This window comes from Pseudomonas sp. TREG-RG-20F-10-E-6-01 (assembly GCF_022662455.1).
In the GTDB taxonomy this organism is placed as follows: Bacteria; Pseudomonadota; Gammaproteobacteria; order Pseudomonadales; family Pseudomonadaceae; genus Aquipseudomonas.
This window is the reverse complement of sequence record NZ_JAKNQP010000002.1, coordinates 634,057-651,865: the sequence shown is the minus strand read 5'-3', so window position 1 is coordinate 651,865 and position 17,809 is coordinate 634,057. Positions and strand designations below refer to the sequence as shown.

At 61.3% G+C, this 17,809-nt stretch carries 17 protein-coding genes; 11 read left to right on the top strand and 6 right to left on the bottom strand.

Going from position 1 to position 17,809, the window contains the following annotated elements:
* Positions 1 to 93: 93 nt before the first annotated feature.
* From L8K08_RS09450 to L8K08_RS09440, 3 genes are read left to right on the top strand one after another with little or no spacing between them, the layout of a single operon-like run.
* Positions 94 to 1,560, top strand: coding sequence for a cytosine permease (locus tag L8K08_RS09450; RefSeq protein ID WP_145159265.1), 1,467 nt, complete (start codon positions 94 to 96; stop codon positions 1,558 to 1,560).
* A complete protein-coding gene (locus L8K08_RS09445; RefSeq protein WP_242196099.1) occupies positions 1,553 to 2,470 on the top strand; it encodes a PfkB family carbohydrate kinase in 918 nt (305 codons plus the stop codon). Before L8K08_RS09450 ends, L8K08_RS09445 begins: the two co-directional genes overlap by 8 nt.
* A 25-nt stretch (positions 2,471 to 2,495) precedes the next feature.
* Entirely contained in the window at positions 2,496 to 3,224 is a 729-nt protein-coding gene (locus L8K08_RS09440; RefSeq protein WP_242196097.1) for a class I SAM-dependent methyltransferase, read from the top strand.
* A gap of 75 nt (positions 3,225 to 3,299) precedes the next feature.
* Here the strand turns inward: L8K08_RS09440 and L8K08_RS09435 are convergent, their stop codons facing one another.
* The 4 genes from L8K08_RS09435 to L8K08_RS09420 form a co-directional block, all read right to left on the bottom strand.
* Positions 3,300 to 3,680, bottom strand: a complete 381-nt coding sequence (locus tag L8K08_RS09435) for a Rho termination factor N-terminal domain-containing protein (protein WP_242196095.1) — start codon at positions 3,678 to 3,680, stop codon at positions 3,300 to 3,302.
* 50 nt (positions 3,681 to 3,730) lie between these two features.
* Positions 3,731 to 3,997 carry a hypothetical protein gene (locus tag L8K08_RS09430; protein WP_106576174.1) on the bottom strand — a complete coding sequence of 89 codons (267 nt, stop codon included), beginning with the start codon at positions 3,995 to 3,997 and terminating at the stop codon, positions 3,731 to 3,733.
* 50 nt (positions 3,998 to 4,047) lie between these two features.
* Positions 4,048 to 4,401: a hypothetical protein gene (locus L8K08_RS09425; protein WP_145159255.1), complete on the bottom strand. Its 354-nt coding sequence runs from the start codon at positions 4,399 to 4,401 to the stop codon at positions 4,048 to 4,050.
* Positions 4,402 to 4,486: 85 nt separating this feature from the next.
* Entirely contained in the window at positions 4,487 to 5,692 is a 1,206-nt protein-coding gene (locus tag L8K08_RS09420) for an MFS transporter (protein ID WP_242196093.1), read from the bottom strand.
* Positions 5,693 to 5,883: 191 nt separating this feature from the next.
* Between L8K08_RS09420 and L8K08_RS09415 the strand changes: the two genes are divergently transcribed.
* The 6 genes from L8K08_RS09415 to L8K08_RS09390 all read left to right on the top strand — a co-directional run bounded on the left by L8K08_RS09415 (position 5,884) and on the right by L8K08_RS09390 (position 12,570).
* Positions 5,884 to 6,363, top strand: a complete 480-nt coding sequence (locus L8K08_RS09415; RefSeq protein ID WP_119742815.1) for a GNAT family N-acetyltransferase — start codon at positions 5,884 to 5,886, stop codon at positions 6,361 to 6,363.
* 906 nt (positions 6,364 to 7,269) lie between these two features.
* Complete coding sequence (locus tag L8K08_RS09410) at positions 7,270 to 8,091, top strand: SDR family oxidoreductase (protein WP_145159251.1); 822 nt, start codon at positions 7,270 to 7,272, stop codon at positions 8,089 to 8,091.
* Between the two features lie 29 nt (positions 8,092 to 8,120).
* On the top strand, positions 8,121 to 9,101 hold the full coding sequence (locus L8K08_RS09405; RefSeq protein ID WP_242196091.1) for a substrate-binding domain-containing protein: 981 nt from the start codon (positions 8,121 to 8,123) through the stop codon (positions 9,099 to 9,101).
* On the top strand, positions 9,098 to 10,597 hold the full coding sequence (araG, locus tag L8K08_RS09400) for an L-arabinose ABC transporter ATP-binding protein AraG (protein WP_242196090.1): 1,500 nt from the start codon (positions 9,098 to 9,100) through the stop codon (positions 10,595 to 10,597). Before L8K08_RS09405 ends, araG begins: the two co-directional genes overlap by 4 nt.
* Before the next feature lie 17 nt (positions 10,598 to 10,614).
* Complete coding sequence (gene araH, locus L8K08_RS09395) at positions 10,615 to 11,580, top strand: L-arabinose ABC transporter permease AraH (protein WP_106576704.1); 966 nt, start codon at positions 10,615 to 10,617, stop codon at positions 11,578 to 11,580.
* A gap of 186 nt (positions 11,581 to 11,766) precedes the next feature.
* Positions 11,767 to 12,570 (top strand): IclR family transcriptional regulator, encoded by an 804-nt coding sequence (locus tag L8K08_RS09390; RefSeq protein WP_242196088.1) that lies wholly within the window; start codon positions 11,767 to 11,769, stop codon positions 12,568 to 12,570.
* On the opposite strand, the gene L8K08_RS09385 is transcribed toward L8K08_RS09390, so the two are convergent.
* Positions 12,571 to 13,623 (bottom strand): NAD(P)-dependent alcohol dehydrogenase, encoded by a 1,053-nt coding sequence (locus tag L8K08_RS09385; RefSeq protein WP_017138342.1) that lies wholly within the window; start codon positions 13,621 to 13,623, stop codon positions 12,571 to 12,573.
* 181 nt (positions 13,624 to 13,804) lie between these two features.
* Here L8K08_RS09385 and L8K08_RS09380 point away from each other — a divergent pair, with 181 nt between their 5' ends.
* Positions 13,805 to 14,695, top strand: a complete 891-nt coding sequence (locus L8K08_RS09380; protein ID WP_242196086.1) for an AraC family transcriptional regulator — start codon at positions 13,805 to 13,807, stop codon at positions 14,693 to 14,695.
* Positions 14,696 to 14,862: 167 nt separating this feature from the next.
* Here the strand turns inward: L8K08_RS09380 and L8K08_RS09375 are convergent, their stop codons facing one another.
* Positions 14,863 to 16,527 (bottom strand): electron transfer flavoprotein-ubiquinone oxidoreductase, encoded by a 1,665-nt coding sequence (locus tag L8K08_RS09375; protein WP_106576188.1) that lies wholly within the window; start codon positions 16,525 to 16,527, stop codon positions 14,863 to 14,865.
* A 532-nt stretch (positions 16,528 to 17,059) separates the two neighbouring features.
* Between L8K08_RS09375 and L8K08_RS09370 the strand changes: the two genes are divergently transcribed.
* Positions 17,060 to 17,809 carry an electron transfer flavoprotein subunit beta/FixA family protein gene (locus L8K08_RS09370; protein WP_057009251.1) on the top strand — a complete coding sequence of 250 codons (750 nt, stop codon included), beginning with the start codon at positions 17,060 to 17,062 and terminating at the stop codon, positions 17,807 to 17,809.

Here is a 17,809-nt window from a genome sequence, read left to right as displayed (position 1 = left end):
GGCATTGAACTCGCAGAGTCAGGAAGACCGAGAGTCGATTCACCTTGAGTATCTGCCACAACCACAACAATACAGGCACCAGGAGCACCCCTCATGAGCAGCACTTCTTCCGGCCAAAGTGCCGGGCAATTGGAAACACGCGGTATCGAACCGGTCCCTGAAGGCGAGTGCAACGGTCATCCGCTGCAACTGTTCTGGGTGTGGTTCGCGGCCAACATCAGCATTCTCGGTTTGCCGCTGGGCGCAACCCTCGTGGCGTTCCGTGGCCTGGCGATCTGGCAGGCGATCATCGTCGCAATCCTCGGCGCCGCCGGCTCGTTCGCCGTGGTGGGCATCATCTCGATTGCCGGCCGCCGCGGGCGTGCACCGAGCCTGACGCTGTCCCGCGCGATCTTCGGCGTGCGCGGCAATATCGGCCCGACCCTTGTGTCGCTGATGTCGCGACTGGGCTGGGAAACCGTCAACACCACCACGGCAGCATTCGTGTTGCTGTCGTTGTGTTCGATCCTGTTCCACTCGCCGGTCGAAGCCAAAAGCGCGCCCGTGCTGACACTGATCTTCATCGCCATCTTCGTGCTGCTGACCCTGTCCGTCTCCGGTCTGGGCCACGCGACCTTGCTGGTGATCCAGAAGTGGGCGACCTACGTATTTGGCGCCTTGAACATCCTGGTGGGCGGCTTCCTCTGCGCCACCATCGACTGGAGCGCGGTGTTCAACGCCACGCCGGCGCCGCTGAGCGCGATGATCATCGGCGTCGGCACCATGGCTGCCGGCACCGGTATCGGCTGGGCCAATGCCGGCGCCGACATGTCGCGCTACCAGCACCGCAGCGTCAAGGCCGTGCGCCTGGTGGCCTCCGCCGCGTTTGGTGCGGGGATTCCGCTGGTGTTGCTGATCACCCTCGGCGGCTTGCTGTCGGTGGGCAACAACGATTTGGCCTCGGCCACTGACCCCATCATCGCGATCCGCGACATGCTGCCCACCTGGATGGCCGTGCCGTACCTGATCACCGCGTTTGGCGGCCTGCTGCTGTCCAACAACCTGTCGGTGTACTCGGCGGGCCTGACCACCTTGACCCTTGGCTTGAAGGTCAAGCGCGTGCACGCGGTGATCGTCGACATCGTCGCGATCTTCGCCGGTTCGATCTACTTCATGCTGATTGCCGACAGTTTCTACGGCCCGTTCATCACGTTCATCTCGCTGCTGGCGGTGCCGATTACGGCGTGGGTCGGGATCTTCGTGGTCGACTTGCTTCATCGCCACTACTACAGCCCCAAAGACTTGCTGGACGTGAGCCCAAGCAGTGCCTATTGGTATCGCGGCGGCGTGGAATGGCGTGCGTTCGGCGCCTGGGCCGTGGCCATCGTGCTGGGCTTCAGCTTCACCACCATCGGCACCACAGCCGAAAACATCTGGTTCGCCGGCCCGCTGTCCGACTCATGGCTGGGTCACAATGGGCTGGGCTGGATCGTCACCTTCCTGGTGGCCGGCGGAATTTACGCAGTACTGGGCGGCGCAGCTGACCGTCGTCCGGCTTTAGTAGAGAGCCCCAATGTCTAGATTGCTGCACACCGGCCAGGTCATCGTCGACCTGGTCATGGCCCTCGACACCTTGCCTGCAACTGGCGGCGATGTGCTGGCGCGGTCTGCCAGCTTCGAAGCCGGCGGCGGTTTCAACGTGATGGCCGCCGCCCGACGCAATGGTCTGCCAGTGGTTTACCTCGGCCGCCATGGCAACGGCCGTTTCGGCGACCTGGCGCGCGCGGCCATGCAAGCCGAGGGCGTAGAGATGGCCCAGGCGACCAGCGACGGCAAGGACACCGGCTTATGCGTGTCGCTGACCGAAGCCACCACCGAACGTACCTTCATTTCGCATATCGGCGCTGAAGGGGATTTGAGCGCCGAGGACCTGGCGAACGTCGTGCCGCGCGCGGACGATTACGTGTACGTCAGCGGCTACAGCCTGTTGCTCGAGGGCAAGGCCCAGGCATTGCTTGATTGGCTGCTGGCGCTGGCGCGTGACATCACGGTGGTGTTCGACCCGGGGCCGCTGGTCAAGGCGCCGGACTCGGCGCTGATGGTGGCCTTGCTGCCGCGCATCGACATCTGGACCAGCAACGGCCCGGAAGCCCTGGCGTTTACCGGCGCCGGTACCCTGGCCGAGGCACTGCTCGAACTCGAACGGCACTTGCCTGCCGATGCGTTGCTGGTGGTGCGCGATGGGCCGAACGGGTGCTGGGTCAGCCTTCAAGGCGAGGCCAGGCATGTGCCCGGCTTCAAGGTGACCGCCGTGGACAGTAACGGCGCCGGCGATGCGCATGCCGGTGTGTTTCTTGCGGGGTTGGCCAAGGGCTTGAAACCGGCTGATGCGGCACGCCGTGCCAATGCGGCCGCAGCGCTGGCGGTCACGCGCTGGGGGCCGGCAACCTCACCTGGGGCTGCCGAAGTGGATGCGTTGTTGGCAGAATAGGCGCCACTCAGCACGGAGCGACGCCATGACCCAGAATATCTACGACACGCCAGCTTTCTTCGAGGGCTACAGCAAAATGGGCCGCTCGGTCGAAGGCTTGGCCGGCGCGCCGGAGTGGCCTGCCTTACAGGCAATGTTGCCGCCGATGGCTGGCTTGAAAGTGGTGGACCTGGGCTGTGGCTATGGCTGGTTCAGCCGCTGGGCGCAGGAGCAGGGCGCGGCTCATGTGCTGGGCTTGGACGTGTCGCAGAAGATGCTGGCGCGGGCCAAACAGATGACCTCTGCGGCGACTATCACCTATGCCATCGCCGACCTGGAACAGCTCGACCTGCCTGCTGCCTCGTTCGATCTGGCCTACAGCTCGCTGGCCTTTCATTACATCGTCGATCTGAAGGGGCTGTTCGAGCGTATTCACCACGCTCTGGTGCCTGGCGGCCGACTGGTGTTTTCCATCGAGCACCCGATCTTGATGGCACCCCGCAACCCGGGGTGGCTGGTCGATGATCAAGGCCGCAAAAGCTGGCCGGTGGATGGCTATCAATTGGAAGGGCCGCGGGTGACTCACTGGTTGGCCGAAGGCGTGATCAAGCAGCACCGTACGCTGGGCACGTTGCTCACTCTGATGATTCAGGCGGGGTTCACGCTCAGTCACGTGGAGGAGTGGGGGCCAAGCGAAGCGGACCTCATTGCTCGGCCAGCATTGGCCGAAGAACAAGAGCGCCCCATGATGCTGCTGGTATCGGCTCACCGCTGACCCTGAATGTGCAACACAAAACACAATGTGGGAGCTGGCTCCCACATTGTGTTTGTTGTGTCGGCAAGGCCGGCGTCAGCCAGCCTTGCGCAGCGCTTCGATCAGCTCATCCTTGCGCATGCTCGACCTGCCCGGAATATCCTTGGCCCGAGCTTCTTTCAGCAAGCTTTCCTTGGTCTGCGTCGCCAGCGAAGTGCGGCCGGTGCGAGGGTGACCCTCGCGGCTGGCGGCAGCGCGCTTGGCCGAATCACTGCGTGCCTCGGCTTTTTTCTGCGGCGCTTTGCGCTGGCCCGAACCGCCGGCTTTGTCGCCGCCGCCGGACTGCTTGTTGACGGTGGCCCACGCGCGGGCTTCGGCTTCTTCCGTGGGCACGCCTTTGTGCTCGTAACTGTGTTCGATACGGGCAGCTTTGCGCTTCTGTGCGGCGGTGTATTTAGCTTTGCTTCCAAGAGGCATTGCGATACTCCAACTGGCCCTGTTGTCAGGGCCAGACCAGACAAAATGGATTACTGGGTGCTTTCGCCTTCCAACTTGCGCGCCTCGTCAACGCCTGACGCGGTCAGCTTGATCGGCAGGTTCAACGAGTATTCACCGGCGTCGTCGGTGGTCACATGCCCATCCTTGATAAATCCACGGTCCTGCAGGAACGCCAAGACACTGGCAACCTCCTTCCCGCCGCGGTAGTTATCCAGCACCTCCTTGCCCAGACCGTTCGGGTGGGCGTGCAGCAGGCGGGTGAGGACTTCTTTTTCAAGGTTTCTATCGACGTTCATGCGTACCTCTTCACTGGGAATGATCGGGTGTCGGTGTCGTTATGGACGCTTCAAGGCGCAGGTTGTTTTGGGGCGCCAGGGATGTTCGAGTCGTCGCCTTTATTGACCTTCGGCTCATTGCTGATGCCAGGGCCCATTTTGCCGTTGCCGACCGCAGCCGGTGCCTGGCGTTGGGTGTCGTTACCCTTGGTGCGAGGGTCAGCGCCAGCGCCGTTGTCGATGATCGCGCCGCCATTGGTGTCCAGGCCGGTGCCCATCGAATCCTGGGATTCCTGGGTGGCTGGGCTTGGCGGGCTGCCGACCGGGTCAGTCTTGCCAGTCGAGGAAGTGGCGGCAAAGGCGTTCAGCGATGCGGCAGACAGCAGGCCGGTGAGGGCGAGGGCGGCAAACTTGGAATTCTTCATGGGGGTGTCTCCATATGATTAATGTCCTTACCCTTTATTGGTCAGCCCCCGCTGGCGGTTCGTGCCTTGATGGCGACGAACGGTCTTAGCTCACCTGTAAGATTTTGTGTGCAGAGGCTTTGCGCCACACCAGCCGCGCCACCGTGATCAGCCAATTCAACGACGCCACGCCCACGACAATTGCCATCAATGTCGGCAGGCCGTAATCGACGATGATCCTGCCCGCCAGCCAGGGAAACCCGAACACGCCGACAAAGTACGCCAGGCTGAACAGCAGCAATGTCTGGGACGTGGTGCCGGGCGGTGCTTCGTTGGCCACCAGCCCGTTGATCACCGAATACGTCAGGCCGTAACCCACTCCCAGCGTGGCGGCGGCCAGCAAGTAGCTGAAATTGCCGCTCACGCCCACCGCAAACAGCACGATCGACCCGAGCATGATCCCCGACAACACACACGCCGCCCGGTAGGCATCACGTTTGACCACGTGGCCTGCGATCAACAGACGGCTGGTGATCGCAGCGCTCAGAAACCCGGCGAAGAACAGCGAGTAGTCCAGGCCATGCGCGGCCGCATAGCTGGTTTGAAATGACGAAAGCCCGCCAAACACACACCCTCCCAGGCCGACCATGAGGATTGCGAACCCGGCCTTGGATGACAGCACTCGACGGCTGGCGGCCCAGGAAATCCTCGAGGCCGGCACATTCGCGTGCTGTTTGAGGCGGGCGCCCATGCGCCAGAACATCAGCACCCCGGCAAAGCTGGCCAGCCCGGCAATATAGAAGGCCGTCGTCAGCGGCAGGTCCAGCGCACTGGCGGCTCGGCCGAGCAACGGGCCGGAGCCGATCCCGCTCAACATGCTGCCCGACAGCAGGGCAAAGTATTTGGCTCGCTGCTGGGGCTCCACCAGCAGGCTCACGATGATCGGGCCCAAGGTGTAGAACACGCCCCAGCCCAGACCAAGGGCCAGCCCGAACACCATCAAGCCTTGGCCGAACCCCGGCGTCAGGGCGAAACCCAGGCAGGCCACCACCAGCAATACGCCCATCCCCGCAATAGCCCGCGCGGCCCCGACCGCATCGGCCAGGTGCCCGGAAAACACCACGGCCACAAAGGTACTGAGCATCGCCGTGGAGATCACACTGCCCGCATCATGCTCGTTGCCACCGCGTGAATGGATCAGCAGTGACAGCAGAAACGTCGAGCCGTACGACAGCGACAACAGGAAGCTGGCCAGGCAGAACAGGGCGAAGAGCGTCGCGCCTTGCTTTTTTTCGGGTGCAGTGGCGTGCATGGGGTAAGCCTTGGAATAGTTGGAGTTGTGGCCAACTTTTACCACGCACGCTGCGACCGATTGTTCTGTGCTTGGTGGTGCTTGCTTTAGCACCCGCTGGAGTAAGCCTCCCTGGCCTGCACGAAAATGCGCTGCAATCAGTCATGAAAGCGCCTTAGTATGTGGGCTTTAAAATTGCCCAAGGCCCGCCCATGACCATCGAGATTCGCCCTGCCGTGCCCAGCGATGCTGCGCAGATCCTGACCTTCATCACCGAGCTTGCCGAATACGAAAAGGCCCGGCATGAAGTGATCGCCAGTGTGGCGGATATCGAGCGCAGCCTGTTCAGCGAGGGTGCCACCGCCCACGGCCTGATCTGCTCGCGGGACGGCCTGCCGATTGGCTTTGCGGTGTTCTTTTTCAGCTATTCCACATGGTTGGGCAGCAATTGCCTGTACCTCGAAGACCTCTACATCAACCCCGAACAGCGCGGCGGCGGGGCGGGCAAGAAATTGCTGCGCCACCTGGCGAAGATCGCCTGCGACAACGGCTGCGGACGTTTCGAATGGAGCGTGCTGGACTGGAACGAGCCGGCGATCGCCTTCTACAAGTCCATCGGCGCACAACCGCAGGAAGAATGGGTGCGTTACCGCATGGAAGGCGACGCACTGCGCGATTTCGCCCAAGGCTGAAGCCAACGCGCTGTAACCCCAGAAGCTCAAAGGTGGGAGCGGGCTTGCCTGCGAAGGCGGTGTATCTGTACCAACCAAACCACCTGACCCACCGCCATCGCAGGCAAGCCAGCTCCCACCTTTATTGGTGACAGACCAAAATCTCCGCACCCCCCGCAATCCAAATGTGGGAGCGGGCTTGCCCGCGAAGGCGGTGTATCTGTACCAACCAAGCCACCTGACCCACCGCCATCGCAGGCAAGCCAGCTCCCACACTTACTCTGCGACAGACCGAAATCTCGCACCCGCCGCAGCCCAAATGTGGGAGCGGGCTTGCCCGCGAAGGCGGTGTATCAGTAACAACCAAGCCGCCTGACCCACCGCCATCGCAGGCAAGCCAGCTCCCACCTTTATTGGCGACAGACCAAAATCTCCGCACCCCCCGCAATCCAAATGTGGGAGCGGGCTTGCCCGCGAAGGCGGTGTATCTGTACCAACCAAGCCACCTGACCCACCGCCATCGCAGGCAAGCCAGCTCCCACCTTTATTGGCGACAGACCAAAATCTCCGCACCCGCCGCAGCTCAAATGTGGGAGCGGGCTTGCCCGCGAAGGCGGTGTATCTGCACCAACCAGGCCGCCTGACCCGCCGCTATCGCAGGCAAGCCAGCTCCCACACTAATGAGCGACAGAGCAAAATTCCGCATCCACCTCAGCCCAATTGTGGGAGCCGGGCTTGCCCGCGATGGCGCTCGTCCGGCCAACCCTTCACCTCTGACCCACCGCATTCCCAAGCAACCCCACACCCGCACTTCTCAGCTTTTGTTTCACTATATGGGATGCAAATTTATATATTGAGATATTTCAAAAGATGGGTTTATAGTCGCCTGCATCAGCACTCACTACCAAAAATAAAACAGGTGAAGCGATGCAGCCCCAACCGTTGTCATTACCCGCCGTGCCGGAACCCACCTACGGCGAGCGGCTGAAAAACAAAGTGGTGATCATCACCGGCGCCGCTCAAGGCATTGGCGAGGCGATTGTCGCTTGCTTCCAGGCCCAGCAGGCCCGTCTGGTGATCGCGGATATCCAGGCTGAAAAAGTCCAGAACGTCGCCGCCCACTGGCGCGAACGCGGTGCCGACATTGTCGCGCAGGCCGTCGACATCACGTCCAAAGAGCAATGGCAGTCGCTGGTTAACCTGGCCATCGAGCGCTTTGGCCGTGTGGATGTGTTGGTAAACTGCGCCGGCGTCAACGTGTTCCGCGACCCACTGGAAATGACTGACGAAGACTGGCGCCGCTGCTTCGCCATCGACCTCGACGGCGCCTGGTACGGCTGCCGTACGGTGCTGCCGCACATGATCGAGCAGGGCATCGGCAACATCATCAATATCGCCTCCACCCATTCCAGCCACATCATCCCCGGCTGTTTTCCTTACCCGGTCGCCAAGCACGGCCTGCTCGGCCTGACGCGCGCGCTTGGCATCGAATACGCGCCCAAGGGCATCCGCGTGAATGCCATCGCGCCGGGCTATATCGAAACCCAGCTCAACGTCGATTACTGGAACGGTTTTCCCGACCCGCATGCCGAGCGCCAGCGTGCCTTCGATTTGCACCCGCCCAAGCGCATCGGCCAGCCGGTCGAGGTGGCGATGACGGCGCTGTTCCTGGCGACTGACGAGGCGCCCTTTATCAACGCAACCTGCCTGATGATCGATGGCGGGCGTTCTGTGATGTACCACGACTAAAATTTTTCGATAACAAGAAGAGGTGGTTCATGTTCAAGAAAACACTCGGCGCCCTGACGCTCGCCGCAGCCTTCAGCGGCTTCGTGTCTGCCGAAGAGGTAAAGATCGGCTTTTTGGTCAAGCAGGCAGAAGAACCCTGGTTCCAGACCGAATGGGCCTTCGCCGAAAAGGCCGGCAAGGACCAGGGCTTCACCGTGATCAAGATCGCCGTGCCCGATGGCGAGAAAACCCTGTCGGCCATCGACACCCTCGCGGCCAACGGCGCCAAAGGCTTTGTGATCTGCCCGCCGGACGTGTCGTTGGGCCCGGCGATCATGGCCAAGGCCAAGCTCAACGGTTTGAAAGTGCTGGCGGTGGATGACCGTTTCGTCGACGCCAAAGGCAAGCCCATGGAAGACGTCCCTTACGTCGGCCTGGACGCCTACAAGATCGGCCAGAAACAGGGTGAAGCCATGGCCACCGAAGCCAAGCACCGCAACTGGGACTGGAAGGAAACCTACGCCGTCATCAACACCTTTGACGAGCTGGAAACCGGCAAGAAGCGCACCGACGGTTCGGTAGAAGGCCTCAAGGCCGCCGGCTTGCCCGCCGATCACATCCTGTTCAGCGCACAGAAAACCCTCGACGTACCGGGCAGTATGGATTCGACCAACTCGGCACTGGTGAAACTGCCGGGCACCGCGAAAAACCTGATCATCGGTGGCATGAACGACAGCACCGTGCTCGGCGGTGTGCGCGCCACCGAAAGCGCCGGGTTCAAGGCGGCCAATGTGATTGGTGTGGGCATCAATGGCACCGATGCCATCGAAGAGCTCAAGAAATCAGACACCGGTTTCTACGGCTCGATGCTGCTGAGCCCGGACGCTTCCGGCTACAAAACCGCCACGGCGATGTTCGAGTGGGTGACCAAAGGCACTGAGCCGGCCAAGTTCACCGCCCTGGACAACGTGACCCTGATCACCCGCGCCAACTTCAAGGAAGAGTTGAGCAAAATCGGTCTGTGGAAATGACCGGCGCGGCCTTGCGCTTCAACGGCATCGGCAAGGATTTTCCCGGGGTCAAAGCCTTGGCGCAGATCAGCTTTGAAGCGCGACCGCACTCGGTGCACGCGCTGATGGGCGAGAACGGCGCGGGCAAATCGACCCTGCTGAAAATCCTCGGCGGCGCCTACATTCCGAGCAGCGGCACGGTGCAGATCGGCGAGCAGACCATGGACTTCAAGTCTGCCGCCGACAGCATCGCCAGCGGCGTCGCGGTGATCCACCAGGAGCTGCACCTGGTGCCGGAAATGACCGTCGCCGAGAACCTGTTCCTCGGGCATTTGCCGTCGCGTTTCGGCGTGGTCAATGGCGGGTTGCTGCGCAAGCAGGCGCTGGCGTGTCTCAAAGGCCTGGCCGATGAGATCGACCCGCAGGAGAAGCTCGGCCGGCTGTCGCTGGGCCAACGTCAGCTGGTGGAAATCGCCAAGGCGTTGTCCCGTGGCGCCCATGTAATTGCCTTCGACGAACCCACCAGCAGCCTCTCGGCGCGGGAGATCGACCGTTTGATGGCGATCATCACGCGCCTGCGCGACGAGGGCAAAGTGGTGCTCTACGTGTCGCACCGTATGGAAGAGGTGTTCCGTATCTGCGACGCGGTGACGGTGTTCAAGGACGGCCGCTTCGTGCGCACCTTTGACGACATGGCCACGCTGACCCACGACCAATTGGTGACGTGCATGGTCGGCCGGGATATTCAGGACATCTACGACTACCGCCCGCGTGAGCGCGGCGAGGTGGCGCTCAAGGTCGAGGGCTTGCTGGGCCCGGGCTTGCGCGAAGCGGTCAGCCTTGAGGTGCACAAAGGCGAGATTCTCGGCCTGTTCGGGTTGGTTGGCGCGGGGCGTACCGAGTTGTTTCGGCTGCTGAGCGGATTGACGCGTTCCACCGCCGGGCAGCTGCAGCTCTTTGGTGAAAACCTGCACCTGCGCTCGCCGCGTGATGCCATCGATGCGGGCGTGCTGCTGTGCCCGGAAGACCGTAAAAAGGAAGGCATCATCCCGCTGTCCAGCGTCGCCGAGAACATCAACATCAGCGCACGCGGCGCCCATTCCACGTTTGGCTGGCTCTTGCGTGAGGGCTGGGAGAAGGGCAACGCCGACCATCAAATCAAGGCGATGAAAGTCAAAACGCCGAACGCCGAACAGAAAATCATGTACCTGTCTGGCGGTAACCAGCAGAAGGCCATTCTCGGCCGCTGGCTGTCGATGCCGATGAAGGTGCTGCTGCTCGATGAGCCGACGCGCGGCATCGACATCGGCGCCAAGTCGGAGATCTACCAGATCATCCACAACCTGGCTGCCAGTGGCATCGCGGTGATCGTGGTGTCCAGCGACTTGATGGAAGTCATGGGCATCTCCGACCGCATCCTGGTGATGAGCGAAGGCGTACTGACCGGCGAGTTGAACCGCGATCAGGCGGACGAAGCACAGCTATTGCAATTGGCACTTCCGCGTACGCGGGCTTGAAGAATTCGAGGTGAATGATGTCGCAAATAAAAACTGCAAAGAGCTTCTGGCCGGGTTTTAACCAGCGCAAGTTTCTTGATGATTGGGTGATGCTGCTCGCCGCGTTGAGCATTTTTGTGCTCAGCGCGTTGTTTATCGACAACTTCCTCTCACCGCTGAACATGCGCGGGCTGGGCCTGGCGATTTCCACGGTGGGTATCGCTGCGTGCACGATGTTGTTCTGCCTGGCGTCGGGGCACTTCGACTTGTCGGTGGGTTCGGTGATTGCCTGCGCCGGCGTCGTGGCGGGGATTGTGATTCGTGACACCGACAGCGTGGTGCTCGGCGTGTCGGCGGCGTTGGCCATGGGCCTGGTGGTGGGACTGATCAACGGCATTGTGATCGCCAAGCTGCGCATCAATGCGTTGATCGCCACGTTGGCGACCATGCAGATCGTGCGCGGCCTGGCCTATATCTTCTCCAACGGCAAGGCCGTCGGCGTGATGGACGAACGCTTTTTCGTGTTCGGCAACGGCCAATTGATGGGCGTGCCGGTGCCGATCATCATCACCGTGCTGTGCTTTGTGTTCTTCGGCTGGCTGCTCAACTACACCACCTACGGGCGCAACACCATGGCCATCGGCGGTAACCAGGAAGCGGCGTTGCTGGCTGGGGTGAATGTTGATCGCACCAAGATCATCATCTTTGCCGTGCACGGTTTGATCGGCGCGTTGGCGGGGGTGATTCTGGCCTCGCGCATGACCTCCGGCCAGCCGATGATCGGGCAGGGCTTTGAGCTGACGGTGATTTCTGCCTGTGTGCTGGGCGGCGTCTCGCTGAGCGGCGGCATCGGCATGATCCGGCACGTGATTGCCGGGGTGCTGATTTTGGCGATCATCGAGAATGCGATGAACCTGAAGAACATCGACACCTTTTACCAGTACGTGATCCGCGGTTCGATCCTGTTGCTGGCGGTGATTATCGACCGCATGAAACAACGCTGAAGCCTTGCCCTGTGGAGATCCAAATGTGGGAGCTGGCTTGCCTGCGATAGCGGTGTGTCAGCCTGCACATTGACTGCCTGACACGCCTCATCGCAGGCAAGCCAGCTCCCACAGTGGATCTCCTCTGTTCAGGAGGGCTGCTTTTGCCATAATGGCGCCGTTTTCGTACTTCCCAATAGGCCCGATATGCAGGAAAACGCCCACATCCCCGTCAAAGACGCCGCGCCCACCGGCACCCAGACTCTGTTGCGTGGCCTGGGCGTGGTGCAGGCAGTGGCGGGCGGTGCGCGGGATCTGAAAGAGATCGCCCGGCGCATCGGCACCACCCGCAGCACCACCCACCGCCTGGCCAGTTGCCTGGTGGAGGAGCGTTACCTGCGTGTGGTGCCGCAAGTCGGTTACCTGTTGGGGCCCAAGCTGATCGAGTTGGGCTTCCAGGCCCGTGAAGAATTGCCGTTGGTGAGCCTCGCGGTGCCGTATCTGGATGAGTTGTCGGCGCTGACCGGCGACACCATCCACCTGGCGATTCGCGAATACGACGACGTGCTTTACCTGCACAAGAATCCCGGCCGTAACGGTCCGGAAATGCGCTCGCGGGTGGGCCATCGCATGCCACTGGCGCGCACGGGTGTGGGCAAGGCGATGTTGCTGGACGACTCGGTGCAGGAGTGGCAGCGCCTGTATGAAGCCAGCCTTCCGGCCGGTGGCAAAAGCCAGCAGTGGCCGCAGCACCCGGAGCAATCCTGGGCGCAGTTCGAGCAGCGCATGCGCGAATACGTGGCGGGGGGGTATGCCTTCGATCTGGAAGACAACGAACCGTCGATCCGTTGTGTGGCGGCACCGGTGCGCGATGCCAGCCGGCGAATCGTCGCCGGCATCAGCATCGCCAGTACGGTGCCCTACATGCCGCTGGAAAAAATGGCCGAGCTGATCCCTGTGATCAAACAGGTCGCAGCGCGGCTTTCAGCGGAGTTGGGTGCGAAGGCCTGATCAGGCCTTCAAGGTCGCCATGTCGATGACAAAGCGGTACTTCACATCACCGGCGATCATGCGGGTGTAAGCCTCATTGATCTGGCGGATGTCGAGCATTTCGATGTCGCAGGTGATGTTGTGCTCGGCGCAGAAATCCAGGACTTCCTGGGTTTCGGCAATACCGCCGATCAACGAACCGGCCAGCACTTTACGGCCCAACACCAGCTTGGCGGCGTTGACCGGCGGATCGACCGGCTCGATCAGGCCGACCAGAATGTGCACGCCGTCAAAGCGCAGCACGTCGAGGTAGGGGTTCAGGTCGTGCTGTACCGGAATGGTGTCGAGCAGGAAGTCGAAGCTGCCGGCGGCGGCTTTCATTTGCTCGGCGTCGGTGGACACGATCACGTGATCGGCGCCCTGGCGACGGCCTTCTTCAGCCTTGCTCGCGGAGCGGGTAAACAGCGTGACTTCTGCGCCCATCGCCTTGGCGAACTTGATGCCCATGTGGCCCAGGCCACCCATGCCCAGCACGCCGACTTTGTCGCCCGCTTTCACGCCGTAATGCTTGAGTGGCGAGTAGGTGGTGATGCCGGCACACAGGATCGGTGCGGCGCTGGCCAGGTCGAGCTTGGCCGGGATTTTCACCACGAAGTGCTCGCTGACCACGATGCTGTCGGAGTAGCCGCCCATGGTGTTGCTGCCGTCGACCCGGTCCGGGGTGGCGTAAGTCATGGTCGGGCCTTCGAGGCAGTATTGCTCCAGGTCCGCGTGGCAGGCGTCGCAGTGGCGGCACGAATCAACCATGCAGCCCACGCCGACCAGGTCGCCGACTTTGTGCGCGGTGACGCTGGCGCCGACGGCGGTGACTTTGCCGACGATCTCGTGGCCCGGCATCAGCGGGTACACGGCAATGCCCCACTCGTTGCGCGCCTGGTGGATGTCGGAGTGGCACACGCCGCAGTAGAGAATCTCGATGGCCACGTCATCGGCGCGCGGGCTGCGACGTTCGAAGGACATGGGGGCGAGGGGAGTGGTCGCCGACTGGGCGGCATAACCGATGGCGGTATACATGAGGAAACCTCGCAACAGGAATAACTAGGGAGGCGGCGCATTTTCCGCGCCGCGCCCCGATGCGGCCATGGCGATTGCTCCGAGTCTCATGCCTATTCGTCCGGGAGTGCCCCTTGTTTGGATCCATGTGCCCTCAGACCTGCGATGATGCTCTCATCCCTTTTTCGCGAAGTTTTTTGCCATGTTGTTGACCCGCCATCTCGACGCCAACGCCACGTTGGTGGCCTTGATAAAAGGGCTTACGCCCTGCGACGGATTTTCGCCGACGAACCTTCCCGGCGTGCAGGTCCTGCGCGCCAGCTGCGACGTGGCGCGCGGCCCGCAGATCTACGAGCCGAGCCTGATGATCGTCGCCCAGGGCAGCAAAGTCGCCTACCTGGGCCCGCGTACGCTGGAGTATGGCGCCGGGCATTATTTGATCCAGGCGATGCCGGTGCCGTTTGAATGCGAGACCTTCGCCCTGCCGAACGCGCCGTTGTATGGCGTGACGGTGGGTATTGATCGGGTGGTGCTGGGCGAGTTGGTCATGGCCATGGGCATTCAGGCCGGGCCGCCGCCGGCAGCGCAGACGCTGGAATCGATGAGTTCGGTGGTGCTCGATGATGCGATGCGTGGGTGCGTGGAGCGGCTGTTGCAGTGCCTGCACGATCCGCTGGAAAGCCGGATCATGGGCCCGGCGCGGGTGCGCGAATTGTTGTTCACCGCGTTGCGCGGGCCGCAGGCGGATGTGTTGCGGGCATTGGTGGAGCAGCAGGGGCAGTTTTCGCGCATCGCCACGTCGTTGAATCACCTGCATGCCCATTACGCCGAGCCGCTGAATATCGAGACGCTGGCCGGTTATGCGCACATGAGCGCGTCGACGTTCCACGAGCATTTCAAGCGCTGTACGTTGTTGTCGCCGGTGCAGTATTTGAAGCGTTTACGCTTGCTCAAGGCGCAGCAGTTGCTGCTGGTGGACGGCCTGAGCGTGGCGCAGGCGGCGCACAGTGTGGGGTATCAGAGTACGTCGCAGTTCAGTCGTGAATATAAGCGCTATTTTCTGCGTAACCCCGGTGAAGAGCGGGCTGCCTGATCACACCTCGCTCAATGTGGGAGCTGGCTTGCCTGCGATGGCGATGGGTCAGCTAAAGATTGGTTGACTGAGACTCCGCTATCGCAGGCAAGCCAGCTCCCACAGTTGATATATGTTGCCCATAAAAAAGGCTCCCATTTGGGAGCCTTTTTGTTCAAGCCAATGACTTACATATTCGGGTAAGTCGGCCCGCCCGCGCCTTCCGGCGTCACCCAGGTGATGTTCTGCGAAGGGTCCTTGATGTCACAGGTCTTGCAGTGCACGCAGTTCTGGGCGTTGATCTGGAAGCGCTTCTCGCCGTCTTCCTTGGTGATCACTTCATACACGCCGGCCGGGCAGTAGCGCTGCGCCGGTTCATCGTAGAGCGGCAGGTTGGTGCCGATCGGGATGCTCGGGTCCTTGAGCTTCAAGTGGCACGGCTGTTCTTCTTCGTGGTTGGTACCGGAGATGAACACCGAGCTCAGCTTGTCGAAGCTCAGCTTGCCGTCGGGTTTTGGGTAATCGATCTTCTTGCTGTCCTTGGCGAGCTTCAGGCAGGCGTAGTCCGGCTTGGTGTCGTGCAGGGTGAACGGCATTTTGCCGCCGAGGATGTTCTGGTCGAACCAGTTGAAGCCGGCGCCGAGGATCGGGCCGAACTTGTGCATCGCCGGGCCGAAGTTGCGGCTGGCGAACAGCTCTTCGTAGAGCCAGCTGGCTTTGAAGCTGTCGACGTAGTTGGTCAGTTCGTCGCCGCCTTCAGACTCGGCGAACAGGCGTTCGGCCACCGCGTCGGCGGCGAGCATGCCGGACTTCATCGCGGTGTGGCTGCCTTTGATCTTGGCCACGTTCATGGTGCCCAGGTCGCAGCCGATCAGGGCGCCGCCTTTGAAGACCATCTTCGGCAACGAGTTGATGCCGCCTTTGGCCAAGGCACGCGCGCCGTAGCTGACGCGCTTGCCGCCTTCCAGGTACTGGGCCAGCACCGGGTGATGCTTGAGGCGCTGGAACTCATCGAACGGCGACAGGAAGGTGTTGCTGTAGGACAGGTCGACGATCAGCCCCACGACCACCTGGTTGTTTTCCAGGTGATAGAGGAAAGAACCGCCCGTGTTCTCGTTGCTCATGATGTCCAGCGGCCAACCGGCGGTGTGTACCACCAGGCCAGGTTGGTGCTTGGCGGGGTCGATTTCCCAGATTTCTTTGAGGCCGATGCCGTAGTGCTGGGCGTCTGCGTCGCTGTCCAGGTTGAAGCGCTGGATCAGTTGCTTGCCGATGTGGCCACGGCAGCCCTCGGCGAACAGCGTGTACTTGCCACGCAGCTCCATGCCTGGGGTATAGACGCCTTCCTTTGGATGGCCTTCGCGGTCGACGCCGAGGTCGCCGGTGATGATCCCGCGGACCACGCCGTTTTCGTCGAACAGTGCTTCTTGGGCAGCGAAGCCTGGGTAGACTTCAACACCCAGATTCTCAGCCTGCTGGGCCAGCCAGCGGCACAGGTTGCCCAGGGAGATGATGTAGTTGCCTTCGTTGTGCATGGTCTTGGGCACAAAGAAGTCGGGAACCTTGGTGGCGGCTTCCGGGCTGCGCAGTACATAGATGTCATCGCGCACCACGGGAGTGTTGAGCGGGGCGCCAAGTGCTTTCCAGTCCGGGAACAGTTCGTTCAGGGCGCGGGGTTCAAACACCGCACCGGAAAGGATATGCGCGCCGACTTCGGAGCCTTTCTCGACCACGCAGACGCTGATTTCTTTACCGGCTTCGGCGGCCTTCTGCTTCAGTCGGCAGGCGGCAGACAGGCCTGCCGGGCCAGCGCCGACGATGACCACGTCGAATTCCATGTATTCGCGTTCCACAGGCTATCTCCTACTCAAGGCTCAACAGGCTTTTTTTTTAATGGGTGGAGGTTCGGTGTCGCATCCGTCATCAGTGCATTCGGAGCACGGGATGACCCACCTTTCTCTCTAGGTGGCGCATTATATCTACACCACTGGCAGCGTCCAATACAAACGTTTGTTTGAATTGCTTGGAAGCTAGGTAAATCAAAGCAACGCGGCTTATGACTGGCTATTTTGGCGTATTGACCAGAATAGGCGTTCCGGTCAATATACGGTCGGTTTTGCGCATACCGTAGGCATACCGCAGGTTTCAAGAGCACGTCCAAAAGCAGGGCCAAGGCAAAACAGGTGACGCGCGTTTCATTGATGGCGCGCAGTTTACACGCCGCGATAAAGAATGACCTCTCAGTCACCACTGACGAACGGTCATCATTTCCCGTGAGTAAGGTCATCCGCCGACGTTTTTGGAGGTGCCCTTGTGTGCCGATGAGCATCAACCGCCAGGTTCGCCTAGGCGACTTTCTTTTCACCGGAGAGTAACGAGGAATCCATGAAGGTTCTTGTAGCTGTCAAACGCGTTGTCGATTACAACGTGAAAGTTCGCGTCAAGGCGGACAATTCCGGCGTCGACCTCGCTAACGTCAAGATGTCGATGAACCCTTTCTGCGAAATCGCTGTGGAAGAAGCCGTACGCCTGAAAGAGAAAGGCGTGGCGACTGAAATCGTTGTGGTTTCCATCGGTCCTACCACTGCCCAAGAGCAGCTGCGTACCGCCCTGGCACTGGGCGCCGACCGCGCCATCCTGGTTGAATCGGCTGAAGAGCTGACCTCCCTGGCCGTGGCCAAGTTGCTCAAAGCCGTTGTCGACAAGGAACAGCCTCAGCTGGTGATCCTCGGCAAACAGGCCATCGACAGCGACAACAACCAGACTGGCCAGATGCTGGCTGCACTGACCGGTTACGGCCAGGGCACCTTCGCCTCCAAAGTCGAAGTGAGCGGCGACAGCGTTGCGGTTACCCGTGAAATCGACGGCGGCGCGCAGACCGTTTCGCTGAAACTGCCGGCCATCGTCACCACCGACCTGCGTTTGAACGAGCCGCGCTATGCGTCCCTGCCAAACATCATGAAAGCCAAGAAGAAGCCGCTTGAGTCGCTGACTCCAGAAGCTTTGGGCGTTTCCACCGCCTCCACCAACAAGACCGTCAAGGTTGAAGCGCCGGCTGCACGCAGCGCGGGCATCAAGGTCAAGTCGGTGGCTGAACTGGTCGAGAAACTGAAAAACGAAGCGAAGGTAATCTAA